We start from the raw sequence: 18,474 nt of genomic DNA on the forward strand, positions 1-18,474 counted from the left end.
GAAGCCTGCGGCCCTGAGCGCGGACCGTCCACCGTAGGCCTCACTGCCACCGGGCGGAACGGCACGGTGGGGGGTCGGCTCACCCGATCAGGGCGGGGTGCCGTTGCCCTCGACCATGGACCGGATGCGCTGCTCCAGGCTGCGTTGGAGATGGCCGCGCGCGGCGGCACGGGCCGCCTCGACGTCGTGGTCGGCGACGGCCCGCAGGATGTCCTCGTGCTCCGCGTGCAGCACCTCCACCCCGCCGAACGGCGACGGCGGTCCGCTGTCGTAGATCCGCAGCCGCGCGGTGAGCTTCACCAGCAGCTGCGTCACGGTGTCGTTGTGCCCTGCCTGCCACAGCGCCTCGTGGAAGCGGAAGTTGGCCGCCCGCACCAGCCCCTCGTCCTCGGAGTCGCGGATCAGGTCGTGCTGGTGGCGCAGCCGGGCCAGGTCCAGATCGGTGCGGCGCAGCGCGGCCGAGGCAGCTGCCTCGGACTCCAGCGCGATCCGCGCCTCGTAGATCTCGACCACGTCCTCTGGCGTGCCCGAGCGGACCCGATAGCCGCGTGCCGCGCGCTCCAGCAGTCCGTCGTGCTCCAGCAGGTTCAGCGCTTCCCGGACGGGAGTCCGCGAGGTGCCGTACGACGTGGCCAGCGCGGTCTCCAGCAGGGGCGCGCCTCGGGGGAAGCGGCCGTCCAGGACGTCCTGGCGCAGCTGCCAGTACAGCTCCGAGCCGCCCTGCTCCAAGGCCCCCGCGACGGCGTCGGGCGCGGCCGGCGCCGGATCGTCGGCCGTGCTCCTGCGTGGCGTCATGGTGACCTCGTTGGGTTGCCGCGCGGCGGTGGCCGGTGCGGTGGTCCGGTGGGCGGGCGCGCCGTCCGGACCGGCCGACGCAGGGCGGGCCGTCTGGGCGACGCCCCGACGTTACCAGATGTCCGCGCGTGCATCCCTGCGTATACGTGTGTCGACGCTCGGCGCGCGGCTTGAGTACGATGCCGAGGCCGGACCGGACCGTGGCGGTTTCCCTCCCGTGTCCGGAGTGCCGAATCTGCTCCTGCCGCCGAACCGGCCGCCCGCCCCGCCGGTGCTCAGTGATCCCCACCGGCCGTACTCACCCCCACCCGTGTCCCGCGACCCCGGAGGTCCTTCCCCATGACCGCAGCCGACCCGCCCGTCGTCCACCGCGACTCCGTCCTGCTGTCCCCGGCCGCCCTGGCCACGCTGCTCGGCCTGCAGGGACACGTGCCGCGGGCGGTGCTGCTGCTCGACGCCACGGTCCGCCTGGCCCGGCCCGAGCGCGACGGGGACTACCGCTCGGAGTCGGGGGAGGGGGAGTGGGCACGGGCGCACATCCCAGGGTCCCGCCACGTCGACCTCCGCACCCGCTTCGCCGACCCGGGGGCCGCCTACCACTTCAGCCGCCCCACGCGGGAGGCGGCGCGAGCCGAACTGGCTTCCCTCGGTGCCGGCCCCGACACCGTCGTCGTCCTCTACGACCAAGGCGCACTTCAGTGGGCGACCCGGCTGTGGTGGACGCTGCGGGACGCGGGCGTACCAGCGCTGATCCTCGACGGAGGGCTCCCCGCCTGGCATGCCGCCGGCCTCCCCGTCGCCACCGGGCCGGCTCCCACGCCCGAACCGCCCACCGCAGCAGGGCAGTTCACGGCCGCCGCTGACGGCGACGCAACACGCCCATCCCACTGGGCCTCCCTCGGCGAGGTGCGCGCGCTCAGCGAGGGCCGGCGCGAGGGCACCCTGCTCTGCGCCCTGGGTGCGGACCAGTTCGAGGGCACCGCCTACACCCGCTACACACGCCGCGGGCGCATCCCCGGCAGCCGCAGCCTGCCCGCCCACCCCGTCCTACAGGCAGACGGGACGGTGCGGCCCACCGTCGAACTCGCCGCCTACACCGCCCATTCGGCGCCCGTCGACCCGAACGCGCCGCTCGTCCTCTACTGCGGAGGCGGCATCTCCGCCACCCTTCTGGCCTTGGCGTTCACCCTCGCCGGCCGCCCGGGCGTCCGCGTCTACGACGGTTCCCTCGAAGAGTGGACGGCCGACCCGCATCTGCCGGTCCTTGCAGGCCTGGACATCCCTCGGCTCTGATCCGCGATCAGTCCTCGGGGCGTTCGCCGCCCAGGGCCGGCGGGCCGTCCAGGTGGCCGGTGCCGGCGGCTTCGAGCAGCGTCAGGGTCACGACTGGTTGGTCACAAGGCCGTCCCCTCGTCCTTTCTGTCCATGGTGTCGTGCAGACAGGTGCAGCCGTGGATGCCGTTGCGGTGACTGAAAGCGGACACGGCGGTCCATGTCTGTGATGTCGTCCGACCTCAGTGTCGACACCGTGGTTCGCTGGTAGATGGGAACCTCGCCCTTCGCAGGGGGAGGGGATGTCAATTGAGGTAGGGGCCGTCGTCGCCGATCTTGCCGGGGCCGTTGAGCACGTAGACCCGCAGGTTGCCCTTGCCGGGGGCGGCGACGGACAGCGTGCCGTTGGTGACGGTCTTCACGGTTCCGGTGACGGCGTCCGTGTAGGTGCCGTTGGGGATGCCGGTGAAGGTGGCGTCGCCGGTGACGGTGACGAGCGCGAAGCTGTCCGTGCTCCCGCCGGTGTAGCGGCGCTTGAAGGCCATCTGGCCGGTGATCCCGTCGGTGGAGTACTGGCCCATCTGGAGGGCCGGGACGGCCCGGCGGATCTGGTTGAGCCGCTGGAGGTGCTTGACCAGGGGCTGGGCGAGAGTCGTGGCCACTTCGCCGGACGCGGAGTCCGCCTTGCCGAAGTCCGTCGCGGTGACGGACCCGGCGAGATGGTCGCCGTAGTACGCGCGTCCGGTGGACGCCAGCGGACAGGTCGGGCCGCAGTCGATCTGCTTGCCCTTCTGGAACTCGATCTCCGAGCCGTAGTACAGCGTCGGGATACCGCGGAACGTCCACATCAGGGACATGTTCTCGGCCCAGGCGTCGGTGCCGCCGCTGTAGCGGGTGCTCGACTTGTTGGGACCGTAGTCGTGGCTGTCGACGTAGACGACGTTGTAGGTGGCGTCGTTGACGCTGTCGTCGGAGTCCTTGCCGTTGTTGTAGGCGTTCTGCGCGTCACTGAAGTTCATGTGCATGCGCATGTCGATGATGTTCATGCCGGAGAACTGGCTGCGGTCAGGTGTGTGGTAGTCGTTGCCGCTCAGGAAGGCGTTGGTCGAGGTCGGCTGGTTGCCGGTGCCGAGCTGCTCCTCGTAGTCGTACTGCTCGATCGCCGCCGTCGCGTCGTCGGCGCTGTACTCCTTGCGTTCCTTCCAGGTGTAGAACTGTGCCGAGTGGTTGACCGAGCCGCGGTTCCACTTGTCGTTGACGAAGGCGCCGACCTCGCCGAAGACGAAGAAGTTCTTCGCGGCGTCCGTGCCGAACCGCTGGGTGACCCGGTCGTAGATCGCGGGCAGGAAGCGGCGGTTCCAGGTGACGCGCGGGATGTGGACGGCCGTGTCGATGCGGAAGCCGTCGACGCCCATGTCGATGTACTTGTCGTAGGCGCCGATCAGGTAGTTCTGCACGGGCGTCGACTCGGTGTTGAAGTCGGCGAGATCCTCGTGCAGCCAGCAGGAGCGTGAGTCCTCGCCCTCCCAGTTCCCGATCCAGCACTGGTGGTAGTACTGCTTCGGGAACATTCCCGACGTGGGGCTGGGCCACTGGCAGTTGTAGAGGGTGTAGCCCTCGGAGCTCTTGCCGCCGGTGGGTGTGCCCCAGTTGAGGCAGGTGTTGCCGGACGGCTCGGCGGTCGACCACAGGTCGCCGTTGTAGTACGACTTCCCGGACTTGGGTTCGACGGTCAGGCCGTCGTACTCGAAGCCCTCGTTCTTCTCGTCGTAGTACCAGCTCCACTCGGAGTCCCGGACGCCGTACACGGTCGGGGTGAACAGCCCCTTGGCGCCCCAGCGGGAGCTGTGGTTGTAGACGACGTCCTGGTAGATCTTCATGCCCTTGGCGTGGGCCGCGTTGATCAGGTCCTGGTAGGAGGCGCCGGCGGACTCCAGGCGGGGGTCCACCTTGTAGAAGTCGTAGCCGTGGTAGCCGTGGTAGTCGTAGTCCGAGCGGTTGAGGACGACCGGGGTGATCCAGACCGCCGAGAAGCCGAGGGCCTTGATGTAGTCGAGCTTCTCGACCAGGCCCTTGAAGTCGCCGCGGAACATGGGGTCGTTGTTCGCCGCGTTGCCGGACTTCACGTGCTGGCTGCCGCCGCGGTCGTTGGAGGTGTCGCCGTCGTAGAAACGGGCGGTCAGCACGAAGTAGATGGGGTCCTTGCGCGGATCGGTGCCGAGCGGGGTGCCGGCGGGCGGTTCCGCGGCCTTGTCGCCGGTCGTGGCGGTGGCCTCGGCGGAGGCGGGCGAGGTGTTGCCGGCCGCGTCGACGGCCTTGACCGTGTAGGTGTAGGCCGTCCGCTCCTCGAGTCCGGTGTCGGAGAACACCGTTGAGCCGATGTCCGTGACGACGGTGCCGTTGGTGCCGCCGGTGCGGGTGACCTGGTACTTCGTCACGCCCTTGTTGTCGGTGGCCGGGTCCCAGCTCACCACGACCGAGGTGTTGGTGGCGGTCGCCGTGACCTTGGTGGGCGCGGTCGGGGCCTCGGTGTCGGGCGGCTCGGCCGCGCAGGGGTCCTCGGCGTCGGCGGTGACGGTCCCGTTCGCCACGGTCGTGGTGCCGGTGGGGAGGGTGTAGTCGGCGCTGTTGTTGTTGTCCCAGACGCCGTTGCCGTTGTTGAAGGCGGCCGTCAGCGAGGTCGCCGTGCCGATGTCGAGGGTCTTCTTCCACCAGCCCGTGCAGGCCGTCTCCATCCCGACGCCGGGGACCGTCGTCCAGGAACCGCCGGCGGGCGCGTAGTGGATGTTGGCGGTGGTCCAGCCCGAAGTGGCGGTCGAGTAGTAGACGGTGGCCTGGTTGCCGGTCCCGCCTCCCGTGTCGGTGCACGGGTCGCTGTGGGCGATCACCCCGTCCTTCACGGTGATGGTGCCGGTGCCCAGCGCGTAGTTGTTGCCGCCGTTGTTGTCCCAGGTGCCGCTGCCGTTGTTGAACGTGGCCTGCAGTCCGGTGGCCGAGCCGAGGTCGACGGTCTTCTTCACCCAGTCCGTGCAGGCGGTCTCCATCTGTACGCCGGGGACGGTGGTCCACGAACCGCCGTCCGGGGCGTAGTGCAGGTAGGTGGAGGACCAGTTCTTGGTCTTCGTGTAGTAGAAGACGGTCGCCGTGTTCGACGACGCGGCGGCCGTCCCGAGGGCGACCGGGGTCTGCGGGAAACCCACGAGCGTGGCGACCAGCCCGACCGCGGTCGCGCCTGTCAGCAGCGCGCGGCGGAGCGGGTGGGGTGGTTCATGGCGCGCGGACGTCGTCGAGAAGTGTCGTCTCATGTCTCTCCCAGCGCGGGGGGTGCCGGATCAACGTGCAAGCCAAGTCGGCAAGTTGCTGCAACTTCTTGCACGCTTGGAAATTACAGGGCCATGACAGAAACGTAAAGCGATGGCACAGAGGCGCGTGCACCGCGGGCGGCCTCCGGTGGCCCGCGCTCCGCTCAGGGGCCGGGAGATCGGCGGCCGACCGGACTCCACCCACAGTTCCACCCGTGGGTCCAGGCGCGTACGGGCCCGTGCCAGCAGGCTGGAGGCATGACAACGACCGACTGGATCACCGACATCGCCCTCCTCCTCGTCGTCTTCCGGCAGTTGAGGGAGGGCCGCCTCGACGCCAAGTCGTACGTGATCCCCCTGGGAATCGTGGCCTTCGTCGCGCACAGCTACCTGAACACCGTGCCCACGGCCGGCAACGACCTGGTGCTGATCGGCGTGCTCGTCGCCCTCGGCGCGGCCCTCGGCATCGCGGGCGGCGTCTACACCCGCATACGCAGGTCCGGCACGCATCTGTTCATCAAGGCGGGCGCGGTCTCCGCGACCCTGTGGGTGCTGGGCATGGGAGCGCGGATGGGCTTCCAGCTGTGGGTCGACCACGGCGGCGCCGACGACGTGGCCCGCTTCAGCCTGGCCCACCAGATCACCACGCAGGACGCGTGGGTGGCCGCGTTCGTCCTGATGGCACTCACCGAGGTGGTCACACGGCTGGGCACGATATTCCTCCGCGGCCGCATGGTCACCCGGGAGCAGCGGCAGCCGGCCGTGGACGGACGGTCCGCGGCGGTCTCCGCGGACCGGACCGTCTGACGACGGGCTATCGTCGCGCCGTGTCCGCTTCCGACAATCCCCCCGCCCCTGGGCCGGCCCCCGTACGGGAGCCCGGCCCTCGGGCCCTTCCCCTGCGCGACGCCCGCCTCCAGTGGGCCGTCACCCTGCTGATCGTCGTCATCGCGTTCAGCACCGTCCGGCCGGTGGGCGTCAGCGGCCGCGGCCTGGCCGTGGTCGCCCTGCTGGCGGTCAACTCCGTCGCCCTGCTGGCCAGGCACCTGCCGCCCGACTACCCACGCCGGGCCGCGCTGGTCTGGCTGACCGCGGGTGTCGTGGCGGCCGCCGCCCTGCTGGAGGCGAGCAACAGCGGCTCCGGTTACCTCTTCGCCTACTTCCTCGTCGGCCACGCCGGCTACCGCCTTGCCCTCAGACCGGCCCTGGCGGTAGCCGCCCTGTCCAGCCTGCTGTGCGGCGCTGTCTTCTACTTCTACGTCGGCCCCGACCACCAGGTGCTCACCTGGACCTTCGGCCTCAGCACCGGCGTCCCGGTGGTGGCCGGGATCATGGGCCGCGGCAGGCAACAGGCAGTGGAGGCGAGGCTCCAGGCCGCCGAGTCCGCCGAGCGGGCCGCGCGGGCCGAGGCGCGAGAGGCCGTGCTCACCGAACGCGGCCGCATCGCCCGCGACGTCCACGATGTGCTGGCGCACTCGCTGGCCGGGATCAACATGCACCTGGAACTGGCGGACGCCCTGATGGACACCGGCGACCTGGAGAAGGTCCGCGCGGCGCACAACAAGGCGCAGAGCCTCGTCAGGGAGAGCCTGAAGCAGGCCCAGTGGACCGTGCACGCGCTGCGCGAGGACTCCCTTCCGCTGCTGGAGAGCCTGGCCGCCATGATCGAGTCGTCCGGCCACCGCGAGGCGCTCACCGTCACCGGGGCCGTCCGGGAGCTGCCGGCACAGGTCACCCAGAACGTGCTGCGCATCGCCCAGGAGGCGCTGACCAACGCGGCCCGCCACGCCCCCGGGGGCGAGATCGCGGTGGAGTTGACGTTCGACGCCGCCTCGACCGGCCTCGTCGTCCGCAACGGACCCGCGACCGCTGCGGCGACCGCGGGTGTCGGCAGCGGCATGGGCCTGATAGGAATGCGCGAACGCGTCGCCCTGCTGGGCGGCACCCTCACCGCGGGTCCGCTCACCGAGGGACCGGACCGGGGCGGCTGGCAGGTGGAGGCAGTGATCCGAGGATGACGACGAACGAACCGGCCCAGGAGCCACGGAACCCGCGGGACCCGCTGACCGGGCGCCCGCTGAAGGTGATCGTCGCCGACGACCAGGCCGCCGTGCGCGAGCCCTTGGCCGCGGTGCTCGACATGACCGAGGACATCGACGTCGTGGCCGCCTGCGCGGACGGCACCGAGGTGCTCGCCGCCGTCGCCGCCGCACCGGTCGACGTCGTCCTGATGGACCTGCGCATGCCGCTGATGGACGGTACCGAGGCCACCCGCCGGCTGAGCGAGGAACACCCGGCAACGGCCGTGGTCGTGCTGACCACCTTCGCCGACGACTCGATCCTGGCCGCCCTGAGCGCCGGCGCCCGCGGCTACCTGACGAAGAACGCGGGGCGCCAGGACATCGTCCGCGCGATCCGGGCCGCCGCCGCGGGACAGTCCGTACTCGACCACGAGGTGCAGAACCGCCTCATGGCCACCCTGCGCACCCGCCCGTCGGCCGGCGCGCAGCCGCTGCCCCCGGACCTCACCCGCCGCGAACGCGAGGTGCTCACCCTCATCGGCCAGGGCCTTCCCAACCGGGCCATCGCCGAGAAACTCTTCATCAGCGAGGCCACGGTCAAGACCCACATCAACAACCTGTTCGCCAAAGCCGGCATCCAGGACCGCGCCGACGCCGTCCGCCGCGCCATCGCGGCCGGCCTGGCCTGACCCGGGCCCCGGTCCGGCCGCCCAGGGCGAGGGCCCGCGGCCCCGTCGGCCGGTTCCGGCGCGGCATCAAGGCTGTGATCCGGCAAGCAGGCGGCCCTGACAGCCGCACTCGCCGACGCCCTGAAGCAGCGAGGTGCCGGCGACATCGAGGCCGGTCCGGCCGCCGAGACCGGCAGCGCCGTGTTCCGCGTCGCCTTCAGCCGGTGGGGCGACGCCACCGAGAACCGCGACCTGAGGGACGTCATCCGCGAGACCCCGGCCCGCCTTCGGATCCTCGCCACCGCCGAATAGCCCCAAACCCCGCAAGAAACCGGCTCGTTCCCGGTCGTCGGCCTTTGCGTCGGCCTTTGCGTCGGCCTTTCCGGCGGCCTTTGCGCCGGGGTTTCGCCGCGTGAGGCGTTGACGACGGATCCGTTGTTGTCGGAGACGGCGTGGGAGGCGTTCGAGCGGGCGGGTGTCGACGCGGGTGGGTTGAGGGGCCGTCGTACGGGTGTGTTCGCGGCGCCCTGGGTCCCTGACACAGGGGTGCTGGACCGTCGTGGAGGAGCGCGGCCGGGTGAAGCGGGTGGAGGTAGGCGGCCATGATGGGGGTGATGACGCTGCGGCGGTCACGGGTGCCCCTGTGGCCGGCGTATCCGCGAGTGAGGGTGGGGAAACGGCGATGAGTTTGCGCCTCTATCTGGACAGTGCCCGTCAGCCCCGTACACCGGACGGGTCGGCCGGGGAATGGGCCGGTTTCTTCGACGGGGCGACGGAACTGGAGGCCAAGAACTGGCCACCGCTGCTGTGGTGGGCGATGTACGGCTCCGGCGACCTTCTGGAGGCGAGGTTCGCCGACACCGCCGACGCCGGTACCGACGAGCACGCGGAACTGCTCGGTGAGTGGGGGGACGCCACGTACCCGTACCTGGTGGTCGACCAGCGGACGGCGCTGGCGCGGCTGCGGGCCCGGCGCGAGGGCCTGATCGGCCGGCTCGGCGCGCGATACGCACCCCTCTACGACGAGTTCGTCGCCCTCGTCGACGCGAGGTTCGCCCCCTACGTGCTCCTGCGGACCGAAGGGCTGGACCACGGCGCAGACACCCGCCTCCACTTCGAAAGAACCCTCGCCGACCTGGAGCGCCTCGACGCCGGAGACGCGCCGGGCGAGGGCGGGCCGGTGCACGCGCTGATAGCCGACTTCCTGCGGTGGCAGCACACAGATCCGGTCTGGCTGCTGTCGGGCGCGGGTGACGGATGGCCGAGCGCCGCGCTGCGGGAGCACCTCGCCGCCTCCGCGGCCGTGGGGTCGTCACATCGGGGTGCCGGCTGGAGGTGGGGCGTTCTCTTCGCCGCGGTCTGCGGCATCGGCGCGTACTGGCTCACCGGGGACGTCTGGCCGGCGGCCGTCGCGTTCGGTGCGGTCCTGGCCGTACTGGTGGCGGCCGCCGCCCGACGGCGGGGCTGAGGTCCGGGCGGCCGGCGCCCGATCCCCTCGTACGACCTCGACCTCGACCGGTCTCGCGCGCCGTCCGCGAGGGGCTCGTCCTGTGCCGCTGGGGTTCTCGAGGATCGCCCAGGGGGCCGGCGCCCGGCCCGTCAGCGCTCAGGCACTCGAAACCGCCCGTACATCGCGCGCACCGACGACCCCGCTGATCCTTCGGACGATGCCCGCAGGCGGCGGAGACAGTTCATCCGGGACAGGATCTGGCCGGTGTGCGCATGGACACGCCGTGACAGCGGCGACCGTGTGCCGCCGCTGCCGTTTCGCCGGTGCTCGAACACGTCACTCGTCCGTCAGGCGAGTCCGGGACGGGGGAGTGGTGTGATCAGGCGGTCGGCCGGTACGACGTTCCGTAGCGGGACCGCAGGTGCTCCAGGTAGCTCTCCGGGGTGGGGGCGGCGGCGTCCTGGGCCCCGTGTCGATGCAGTTCGGTCAGGCCGTCCGGGTGGAGGCGGACGGTGGTGGTCGCACGGCGGGAAGTGAGGGGGCCGTCCCCCGGTGCGACGGGTTCCGGGTGCGGGAGTTCGAGGACGGGCACGGTGGCGGGGAACATCTCCAGCGCCTCGGCGGTGGTGGCCGCGGGCGAGCTGCCGGTGCGGTTGGCGCTACTGACGTAGAGCACCGGATGGGCGTCCAGCAGAGGGCGCAGCGGCTGCCAGCGGGCGCCGAACAGCAGCATCCAGCCGTCCTTGACGGCGGGGCCGAACCGTTCGGAGGCCGCCGCGGAGACCGGGACGAGCACCGTCAGCCGCTCCTCCGCCAGCAGCCGGCACGCCGACCGGGCGGCTTCGGGCTTGAGTTCCCACACCTCGTGCAGGGCGGCGACGGTGTCCGGATGGTGGGCCCAGAGCGCCACGGCCTGGTCACCGGGGCGGCCTTTCGCCTCGTTGACGGCGCGGGCCCGGGTGGCGGTGACCACATGGGTGAGCGGGGCGGGGTTCGGCACGACCACCGCGGAGCCCGCCCCGACCGCCTGTGCCGCACGGTCGAGGGTGACGGGGGAGCGGCTCATCGGGAGCTCCCGGCGGGCAGAGCGGTGAGTCCGTCGAGGTAGGCGGCGAAGGCGCCGTCGTCGATCACGGCGTGCCCGGTGCGGAAGGCGCGTCTCTTGGCCCAGTCCATGGCGGCCTGTGTCTGCTCCCGTTCCAGCGTGTGCCCGAGCCGGGCGGCCACCGCGGTGACCACACGCGCGCTGGCCAACTGGGTGAGCAGCACCCGAGGTTCCGTGCCGAGCACCTCGGCGGGGTCGTACGGCTGGAAGAGCTGGGGGTGAACGAAGGGCGTGCCGGTGGAGATGGTTCCGACGCCTGTTCCGACGACCGGGGTGGTCACGGTGAGCGGCACCCCGGTCTCGCCGGAGACCTCGGCGGCGATCCCGGGGACGCGGGTGAGGTCGGGCGCCGTCCACCAGAGGTCCGCTCCGGGTCCGAGCAGTTCGCGATGGTGGCGCGCGAGGAGCAGCAGAAGCTGTTCGGTCGCGACCATCCCGGCGCGCTCGGCGATGCCGATCCACGAACTCGACAGCACGCGCACCCCGGCGCGCAGCGCCTGGAGGGAGTTGGCGAGGCCGAGGCCGAGGCCGAGGTCGTTGTGGAGGTGCGACCCGAGAACGGTGTCCGGGCCCGCCGCCGCGGCCACCTCACGGAACATCGTGCCGCAGGCGTCGGGGAGCTGTCCGCCCACGGTGTCCGCGAGGATCACCAAGCCCGCCCCGGCCGCGGTCATCGCCCCGGCGTGCGCCCCGGCGAGCGCGTTGTCCGCCCGGGCGGCGTCGGCGAGGCAGACGTCCACCGCGACGGAGTCGTCCAGGTCCCGGGCCCGCTTGACCAGGTCGGTGCCGATCGCGAGGGCTTCCGCGGCCGTCCGGTGCGTCATCACCTCGGCCATCGCCTCGGAGGCCGGGACCACGATCATGATCCTCGGGTGGGCGGCGCCCCGCACGGAGGCGACGGCCTGCTCGACGTCCCGGACGGCGCCCCGGCAGACGGCGGCGGCACTCACCGCGTCACCGGCCTCGGTGGTGACCTGGCGTACGGCCTCGTACTCCTCGGCGCAGACCGCGGGGAAGCCCGCGGCGAACACCACGTGCCGGGCGCCGTCGGCTCCGAACATCCCGCCTGTCTGCCGGGCCAGCCGTACCCGGAAGTCGGCTGACATCAGGGTTTTGGCCTGTGCGCCATCCCGTGCGGACTCCTCCCACAGCACCACTCGCCCGGCCTCGGCCGACTCCCGTACCACGTCCACGGACACGCTGTTCACCCAATCTTGCTGGTCGTACTGATGATCGACAGCTTTCATGGGAAATCGTTCAAGATCACACAGTGGGATGTATGTTCACTCGATCGAGTGAAAGGGGTTTCTGTCGTCTCTTATGAGGGCAAACCGCGACATTGCCGCTGTCTCCGGCTTGTTCCACCGGGTCTACCTGCCCGCGCCCCTGTAGGTCTTCCCGTCCGATGGGTTTCCGCCAGGTTTACGGCGGGCTCGCTGCGGTCGGGCCACCCGATCGACCCGCCCGGACGCCGTTCAGGCCGCCGTACGGTGTCAGCGCCGTGGACCTCGGCAGGGGCGAGCGCCCGCCTCCGCCGGTGCTGCTCCGCCAGGCGGTCGCTTCGTTGCCGCGAGACGCCGACACCGGGGCCCTGACGCCCTGACGCCCTGACGCCTTGACCGCGACGACCGCACCATGACACCTGCGCCCCCTCCATGCAGCAGCCGTGAGGGCGAACCGGGCTTCGGATGAGGCGCGAGGCGCTGCCCGCCCTCACCGCAGGCGCCCGTGTCCCTTGCTGCTGACGGAGGGAGTCCACGGGGCGATGCGGCAGCCCGACGCCCTGGAACGCAACCGCTGCTTCATGCCCATCGGCTCCCGCCCGCGCGCAAGGTCAACGGCACTCCGGGCGCCCGGACGCCCGGACTCCCGCGCTCCGGATCGGCAACGGCACTGGGCGCGACGGCCACGAGCACCACAACGCCCCCAAGGCCGAATGGTGTTGGGCGGGCACCCGTCGCACCTGACTGGGTTTCGCTTCCGCGACGGGCCGCCGGGTTCGGAGCGTGTGCAGAGCTGTTGCTCGGAAGGGGCGGAGGCGGTGGTGCAACCAGATGATCGCGCCGGCTGGCCGCTGAGGTCCCGCTGCGGAGCCCTCCGGCGTGTCCGCGCCGACACGGGTCAGCCTGCCGGCCGTATACGACTGACTCCCGAAATCACTCCTAGGTCGACCGTCCGCGCCCGCGCCACCTTCCCCATCAATGCCCAAAACCGGGCGATTCGCCTGCCCCGTCTCACAGAGTGACTATGTTCATGATCGAAAGCCGATCGGCGTGTTTACATACGCGTAATGCATGCATGTCCCGCGCGCGGCAAGGGCGCCGAAGTACGGGCTTCACCATGTCAGCCGTGCCAGAAGGGATCCACGTGACCACAACGACGGGAAAGACCGCGCTGGGGCGCCTGCTCGCCGAGATCGAGGCCCGCAACCCGGCTCAGCCGGAGTTCCTCCAGGCCGTCCACGAGGTGCTGGAGACCCTGGCGCCCGTCGTCGAGGGCCGCTCGGAGTACGCACAGCCCGGCCTGCTCGAGCGGCTGTGCGAGCCGGAGCGTCAGGTGATCTTCCGGGTGCCCTGGCAGGACGACCGGGGCCGCGTTCACGTCAACCGTGGATACCGGGTGGAGTTCAACAGCGCGCTCGGCCCGTACAAGGGAGGTCTGCGCTTCCACCCGTCCGTGAACCTGGGGGTCATCAAGTTCCTGGGCTTCGAGCAGATCTTCAAGAACGCGCTCACCGGCCTGGGTATCGGCGGTGGCAAGGGCGGCAGCGACTTCGACCCCCATGGCCGCAGTGACGCGGAGGTCATGCGGTTCTGCCAGTCGTTCATGACGGAGCTGTACCGGCACATCGGCGAACACACGGATGTGCCCGCGGGCGACATCGGCGTCGGCGGGCGTGAGATCGGCTACCTGTTCGGCCAGTACCGGCGCATCACCAACCGCTGGGAGGCCGGCGTCCTCACCGGCAAGGGACAGGGCTGGGGCGGCTCACTGATCCGCCCGGAAGCCACCGGGTACGGCAACGTCCTCTTCGCCGCGGCGATGCTGCGTGAACGCGGAGAGGACCTGGAAGGTCAGAACGCGGTCGTCTCCGGCTCCGGCAACGTCGCCATCTACACCATCGAGAAGCTGACGGCACTCGGCGCCAACGCGCTGACCTGCTCGGACTCCTCCGGATACGTGGTGGACGAGAAGGGCATCGACCTCGACCTCCTCAGGCAGGTCAAGGAGGTCGAACGCGCCCGGGTGGACGTCTACGCCCAACGCCGAGGCGCCTCGGCGCGTTTCGTACCCGGCGGACGGGTGTGGGACGTCCCGGCCGACGTGGCGCTGCCCTCGGCGACACAGAACGAGCTCAACGACAAGGACGCCGCCACCCTGATCCGCAATGGGGTCAAGGCGGTCTCGGAGGGTGCCAACATGCCGAGCACCCCCGAAGCGGTACGCCTCTTCCAGCAGGCGGGCGTAGCGTTCGGGCCGGGCAAGGCGGCCAACGCCGGCGGGGTCGCGGTCAGCGCCCTGGAGATGGCGCAGAACCACGCCCGTACGTCGTGGTCGGCGGCCCGGGTGGAGGATGAGCTGACGCACATCATGAACGACATCCACGCCACCTGCCACCAGACGGCCGAGCGTTGGGGCGCCCCCGGAGACTACGTGACGGGGGCCAACATCGCGGGATTCGAACGGGTCGCCGACGCGATGCTGGCCCAGGGCGTCATCTGAGCGCAGGGACCGCCGCCCCCACGGCGAACAGGACGACGAGTGGCCGGACGGCCGGGCGGACGATGGTCAGCCCGGCCTTGCCGCAACCCGCACGGGCGTGGGAGTGCTTCCGAGGCGGGCCCGGCGCTGGAAGGACCGGACCTGTCGACCTGTAGACCTGCCGGGCCGGGAGGCCGTCACCAACTGACACCGACCCCACGCTTGTTGGCCGGACGACCACCCGCTCAACTGGCCGCACCGCATGCCCGAGTGCTTCCCGAGTCCTCCGTTGTGCCGGGACGGCATGGAAGAGCGCTTGGCGCGGCTGCGCGGACGTAGAGAAGAGGGTGCAGCGTTCTGCCGACGGCTGGGGGTCATAACTCCACTCTGTCTCCCGGTACTTGGGCTCGATGAGGTCTGCCTGGCCGTAAAATTCCCTCGTGCCTGGAGGGGTTGGAAGGTCGATGGCTGTGCGAGACGGGGCACCGCCCGTCCGTCTAGGCTGGCTGGGCAGGTTGGAGCGGCCTGCGGTCGGGGCAGTCGGGTGCTTGCTCGTTGGCGCCGGCGGGGTGGCGGTCTTTGTCTCGCAGAACCAAGCGGGTACCGCCACCTTGTTGGTGATCGGTGGGCTGTTTCTGCTGATGGCTTTGAGCGGCCGCACTATCGAAAGCGTACGATTCGGTGACTTGGAGGTCACGATGGCGGACGCATTGCGCAGGCAGGCGGAGGAACAGGCCGCTTCCGGGCTGACCGAGCAGGCTCAGGCCACGCTGAACATCCTCGAAGAACTCAACCCGGCGTCAGTCCAGGACTCTCAGGTGCGTGCCGTGGAGCTCTCGATCTTCGAGAACCGGGTCCGTGACGCCGTCGAGGCCGCACGCTCCGACGGTGAGCAGGTGGAACACTATCCAAACGCCGGTTTGGGTGAGCCACTCGCGGTTCTTGTGGTGAGCCCGGGGGACGTCAGGATCGGGGTCTTCGCCGCGTACTCTCTGGACCGCACAGGGCACATTGATGTGACGGCGTCGGACCGGTTCGTCCAGCGGGCGCGTGAGATGGACTGTGCGGCCTACCTCTTCGTCAATGGACAGCTCCACCAAGAGGATCTCGAGCGTCTCGCCGAGGGCATTCAGAGGGACGGCGGTCAGCCTGTGGGCGTCGAGGCCTGGGCGTCCACTGCGCAACCGATGCCCCTTCGCCCCGCCATCGAAAGCCTGCTCGCTCGGGTTCGTGGCACGGAGGGCGAGAGGACCACGATTCCCCGGCAGTGATCGCACGACCGTCCGTCGGGCGGGGCACAGGCAGCATCGTCATGCTCGACGCAGTGCGCTGTGTCGCGGACGCCGTCGCCGGGCCCCGGATCGGGCGCCTTGTCGAACGGTTCGGGCAGCCGCGGGTACTTTCCTTGCGCGCTGGGCGTGCATGCCGGGCCCGTGCCGCTACTGCTCGCCGGCGCCGTTCCGGCCTCACCGGCCTCACCGAACGCCGGCATTCCGGACACGGCAACACCGCTCTACTCCGCCTCCAACTGCACCAACCTGGTGGGCGGCTGGGCCCACGGAGCATGGCGCCTCGGCAGCTCACACCCCGGCACCACCAGGCCGCGGCCGCCGCCTGCCTCACCTCCGCGAGCCTCCCACTGACCTTCCTGCGCGCGGGCGGATGGCCTGCACCACCGCCTACGCCCTTCCCCGCACCGTCACCGGCCGCATCCTCCGCCTCCTGCTGCGCCTCGTCCCGTGGTGCCCCGGTGATCCGTCATGAACCGACGGCTCAGCCCCCGGGTGCGCGAGGACAGGTCTCACGCTGCCGGTTGGCCGCCGGCTGGATCCGCGCCCGCAGCAGCCCGGAAAACCGGAAAAGACGGGAGTCGTGGAACCTGCCGCGAAGCTCACCAGCGGCTCGTCGGCAGCACTGACCCGGATCGGTGAGACAGCGCCGCATGTCAGAAGCGCACCCTGGTTGTTCCGCCGACGGCAGAACGCCCGTCCGGCCGGGCTCGAAGGTCACTAAAGTCCAGTCTCATGGTGGCGATTACCACGCGTACGGTCGAGTATCCGGCCGACGGCCTCACGATGATCGGGCACCTCGCGCTCCCCGCCGGTGTCGACTGCGGTCCCGCGGTCCTGGTCGGGCCCGAGGGGACGGGGCTCAGCGATGTCGAGCGCCACCGGGCCGATGCGCTTGCCGAGCTGGGCTATGTGGCGCTGGCCTTCGACCTCCACGGCGGGCGCTATCTGGGCGACCCCGAGGACATGCTGGCCCGTTGCCTGCCGCTGCTCGCCGATCCCGACCGGATGCGGGGCATCGGCCACGCGGCGCTCGACGTGCTGCGCGCCGAACCGCGGGCCGACGCCGACCGGATCGCCGCCGTCGGCTACGGCACCGGGGGCGCAATCGTGCTGGAACTCGGGCGCGACGGCGTCAACCTGCGCGCGATCGGGACAGTCAACGCACTGACCACGGGCCGACCGGGCGAGGCGGCGCGCATTCGCTGCCCGGTGTGGGCCGGGGTCGGGTCGGAAGACCCGATCATGCCGCCCGCGCAACGGGACGCGTTCACCGCCGAGATGCAGGCGGCCGGTGTCGACTGGCGCCTTGTGGTCTACGGCGGAGCCCTGCACGCCTTCCACCACCCACCGGTCGACCACACCGTGCTGCCCGGCGTCGGCTACCACCCACGGCACGCACAGCGGGCCTGGCGCGACATTGTCGACCTGCTCGCCGAGTGCTTGCCCGTGACGGAGTGATCTGGTCGACAACCGCGGTTTCGGGCCGTGCAACAGGCTGGTCGACCGCCACCGGCTCCGGTCAGCAGAACCGGGCAGTTCGCCAGTTCCCCTGCATAGCGCGCCTGGACGCGTGGACGTTCCTGCCCGTCGCCGTCGCCGTCGCCGTCGCCGTCGCCGTCGCCGTCGCCGTCGCCGTCGCCGAGGGTGGCCTGCTGCGGCGCACCAGGACAGCACACGCGCTCTCCCCGGCAGGCCAAGTGCACACGCTCACGGAACACCATGGACTGCTCGTCACAGGAACCGACGTGGGCTACCTCGCGATCGGCGTCTTGTCCGTACTCACCGGCACGGCATGATCGCCCAGCCTGACGGCGCGGTGTACGTCGTTGGCGTAAGCCTCGGGCTGTTCCCAGGCTGCGAAGTGGCCTCCGGCGGGGTGTTCCACGTAATCGCAAATGTTCAGGAACGCCTCGGCGTAGCTTCGCGGCTCCGGTTTGATGTCGTGGGGGAACACGGAGAGTACGGTCGGCGTGTCGATCCGGTCAGGGAGGGAGGCCGGTTCGGCATACGTGGTGAAGGAGGTGCCGATCGTGCCGGTGACCCAGTACGCGGTGACCCAGGTGAGAAGCTCGTCCGGAGTGAAGGCCGACTCCTCGGACCAGGACTCCAGTTTCTCGATGATCCACGCGGCGAGGCCGGCGGGTGAGTCGCCGAGGGCGACGGCGAGTGTGTTCGGCCGTGTCGACTGCTCCGCGATGTACCCGCCCTCGGTCCGGAACCACTGCGCCGTCCGGCCGAGGTAGGCCGCCGCGTCGGGCGCGAGCTTCGCCGGGTCCGCCGTGAGCGCATGCTGCGGGGCGATGTTCGTGAGGTGCAGGGCAGCCACCCGGTCCGGGTGTTCGGCTGCGAGCAACTCCGCGACGGTGCCACCCACGTCGCCGCCGGACACCGTGTACCGCGAGTAACCGAGCTCGCCCAGAGCGTCCGCGACAATCCCGGCGATCCGATTGACCGACATGCCGGGAGTGGTGAGCGGGGCCGAGAACGGGAAGCCCGGCAGTGCGGGAACCACCACGTGCGCGTCCGTGAGGAGAGGCAGGACGCGCTCGAACCGCAGCACCGAGTCCGGCCAGCCGTGCAGCAGCACGACAACCGGGGCGCCGGGGTCGGCGGACCGCTGGTGGATCAACCGCAGGTCGGTGCCGCCTGCCTGCACTGTCACCCAGGGGAACGCCTCGATGCGGCGCTCGTGCACACCCCAGTCGTACCCGTTCGCCCAGCGTTCGAGCAGTTCGTCGAGGCGCGTGCCGCTGATGCCCCGCGTCCCGTCGTCGCTCCACGGGGTCCTGACGCGCCGCGTCCGCTGGAGTCGTTCTCGCGTCTCGTCGTCCATGTGTATCAGCATACACATCGATGTGTATGCTGAT

The 18,474-nt window shown here is 70.8% G+C and carries 15 protein-coding genes and 2 pseudogenes; 12 read left to right on the forward strand and 5 right to left on the reverse strand.

Features of this window, described 5'->3' with window-relative positions:
* Positions 1–87 precede the first annotated feature (87 nt).
* Positions 88–795, reverse strand: a complete 708-nt coding sequence (locus tag ACZ619_RS34850) for a GntR family transcriptional regulator (RefSeq protein WP_469607680.1) — start codon at positions 793–795, stop codon at positions 88–90.
* A 339-nt stretch (positions 796–1,134) separates the two neighbouring features.
* Between ACZ619_RS34850 and ACZ619_RS34855 the strand changes: the two genes are divergently transcribed.
* Positions 1,135–2,088 carry a sulfurtransferase gene (locus tag ACZ619_RS34855; RefSeq protein WP_469607683.1) on the forward strand — a complete coding sequence of 318 codons (954 nt, stop codon included), beginning with the start codon at positions 1,135–1,137 and terminating at the stop codon, positions 2,086–2,088.
* Positions 2,089–2,372: 284 nt separating this feature from the next.
* Here ACZ619_RS34855 and ACZ619_RS34860 read toward each other — a convergent pair whose 3' ends face one another.
* Positions 2,373–5,372: a carbohydrate binding domain-containing protein gene (locus ACZ619_RS34860; protein ID WP_469607685.1), complete on the reverse strand. Its 3,000-nt coding sequence runs from the start codon at positions 5,370–5,372 to the stop codon at positions 2,373–2,375.
* Positions 5,373–5,627: 255 nt separating this feature from the next.
* Here ACZ619_RS34860 and ACZ619_RS34865 point away from each other — a divergent pair, with 255 nt between their 5' ends.
* The 5 genes and pseudogenes from ACZ619_RS34865 to ACZ619_RS34885 all read left to right on the forward strand — a co-directional run bounded on the left by ACZ619_RS34865 (position 5,628) and on the right by ACZ619_RS34885 (position 9,526).
* Positions 5,628–6,176, forward strand: a complete 549-nt coding sequence (locus ACZ619_RS34865; protein WP_469607688.1) for a hypothetical protein — start codon at positions 5,628–5,630, stop codon at positions 6,174–6,176.
* A 20-nt stretch (positions 6,177–6,196) separates the two neighbouring features.
* Positions 6,197–7,387 carry a sensor histidine kinase gene (locus ACZ619_RS34870; protein ID WP_469607691.1) on the forward strand — a complete coding sequence of 397 codons (1,191 nt, stop codon included), beginning with the start codon at positions 6,197–6,199 and terminating at the stop codon, positions 7,385–7,387.
* The gene (locus tag ACZ619_RS34875; RefSeq protein ID WP_469607693.1) at positions 7,384–8,079 is read left to right on the forward strand and encodes a response regulator; all 696 of its coding nucleotides are present in this window, start codon (positions 7,384–7,386) and stop codon (positions 8,077–8,079) included. Before ACZ619_RS34870 ends, ACZ619_RS34875 begins: the two co-directional genes overlap by 4 nt.
* 378 nt (positions 8,080–8,457) lie before the next feature.
* Positions 8,458–8,584 (forward strand): annotated as a pseudogene (locus tag ACZ619_RS34880) (beta-ketoacyl synthase N-terminal-like domain-containing protein); the annotation flags it as partial.
* A 156-nt stretch (positions 8,585–8,740) separates the two neighbouring features.
* The gene (locus ACZ619_RS34885) at positions 8,741–9,526 is read left to right on the forward strand and encodes a hypothetical protein (RefSeq protein WP_469607696.1); all 786 of its coding nucleotides are present in this window, start codon (positions 8,741–8,743) and stop codon (positions 9,524–9,526) included.
* 361 nt (positions 9,527–9,887) lie between these two features.
* Here ACZ619_RS34885 and ACZ619_RS34890 read toward each other — a convergent pair whose 3' ends face one another.
* Together ACZ619_RS34890 and ACZ619_RS34895 are read right to left on the reverse strand one after the other, a co-directional pair.
* On the reverse strand, positions 9,888–10,574 hold the full coding sequence (locus tag ACZ619_RS34890) for a hypothetical protein (protein WP_469607697.1): 687 nt from the start codon (positions 10,572–10,574) through the stop codon (positions 9,888–9,890).
* A complete protein-coding gene (locus ACZ619_RS34895; RefSeq protein ID WP_469607700.1) occupies positions 10,571–11,860 on the reverse strand; it encodes a 2-isopropylmalate synthase in 1,290 nt (429 codons plus the stop codon). Before ACZ619_RS34895 ends, ACZ619_RS34890 begins: the two co-directional genes overlap by 4 nt.
* 419 nt (positions 11,861–12,279) lie before the next feature.
* Between ACZ619_RS34895 and ACZ619_RS34900 the strand changes: the two are divergent.
* From ACZ619_RS34900 to ACZ619_RS34925, 6 genes and pseudogenes are all read left to right on the forward strand, one after another.
* Positions 12,280–12,378: pseudogene (locus tag ACZ619_RS34900) on the forward strand (hypothetical protein); the annotation flags it as partial.
* Between the two features lie 115 nt (positions 12,379–12,493).
* Positions 12,494–12,580: a DUF5701 family protein gene (locus tag ACZ619_RS34905; RefSeq protein ID WP_469607768.1), complete on the forward strand. Its 87-nt coding sequence runs from the start codon at positions 12,494–12,496 to the stop codon at positions 12,578–12,580.
* 373 nt (positions 12,581–12,953) lie between these two features.
* The gene (gene gdhA / locus ACZ619_RS34910) at positions 12,954–14,336 is read left to right on the forward strand and encodes an NADP-specific glutamate dehydrogenase (protein WP_469607703.1); all 1,383 of its coding nucleotides are present in this window, start codon (positions 12,954–12,956) and stop codon (positions 14,334–14,336) included.
* Between the two features lie 527 nt (positions 14,337–14,863).
* Positions 14,864–15,586 (forward strand): hypothetical protein, encoded by a 723-nt coding sequence (locus ACZ619_RS34915; RefSeq protein WP_469607706.1) that lies wholly within the window; start codon positions 14,864–14,866, stop codon positions 15,584–15,586.
* 753 nt (positions 15,587–16,339) lie between these two features.
* Positions 16,340–17,065, forward strand: a complete 726-nt coding sequence (locus ACZ619_RS34920; protein WP_469607708.1) for a dienelactone hydrolase family protein — start codon at positions 16,340–16,342, stop codon at positions 17,063–17,065.
* Positions 17,062–17,403 carry a hypothetical protein gene (locus ACZ619_RS34925; protein WP_469607711.1) on the forward strand — a complete coding sequence of 114 codons (342 nt, stop codon included), beginning with the start codon at positions 17,062–17,064 and terminating at the stop codon, positions 17,401–17,403. Before ACZ619_RS34920 ends, ACZ619_RS34925 begins: the two co-directional genes overlap by 4 nt.
* Here the strand turns inward: ACZ619_RS34925 and ACZ619_RS34930 are convergent.
* A complete protein-coding gene (locus ACZ619_RS34930; protein WP_469607714.1) occupies positions 17,358–18,440 on the reverse strand; it encodes an epoxide hydrolase family protein in 1,083 nt (360 codons plus the stop codon). The two genes, ACZ619_RS34925 and ACZ619_RS34930, sit on opposite strands and share 46 nt — an antisense overlap.
* Between the last annotated feature and the right edge of the window lie 34 nt (positions 18,441–18,474).

The organism is Streptomyces sp. NPDC104367 (assembly GCF_055583825.1).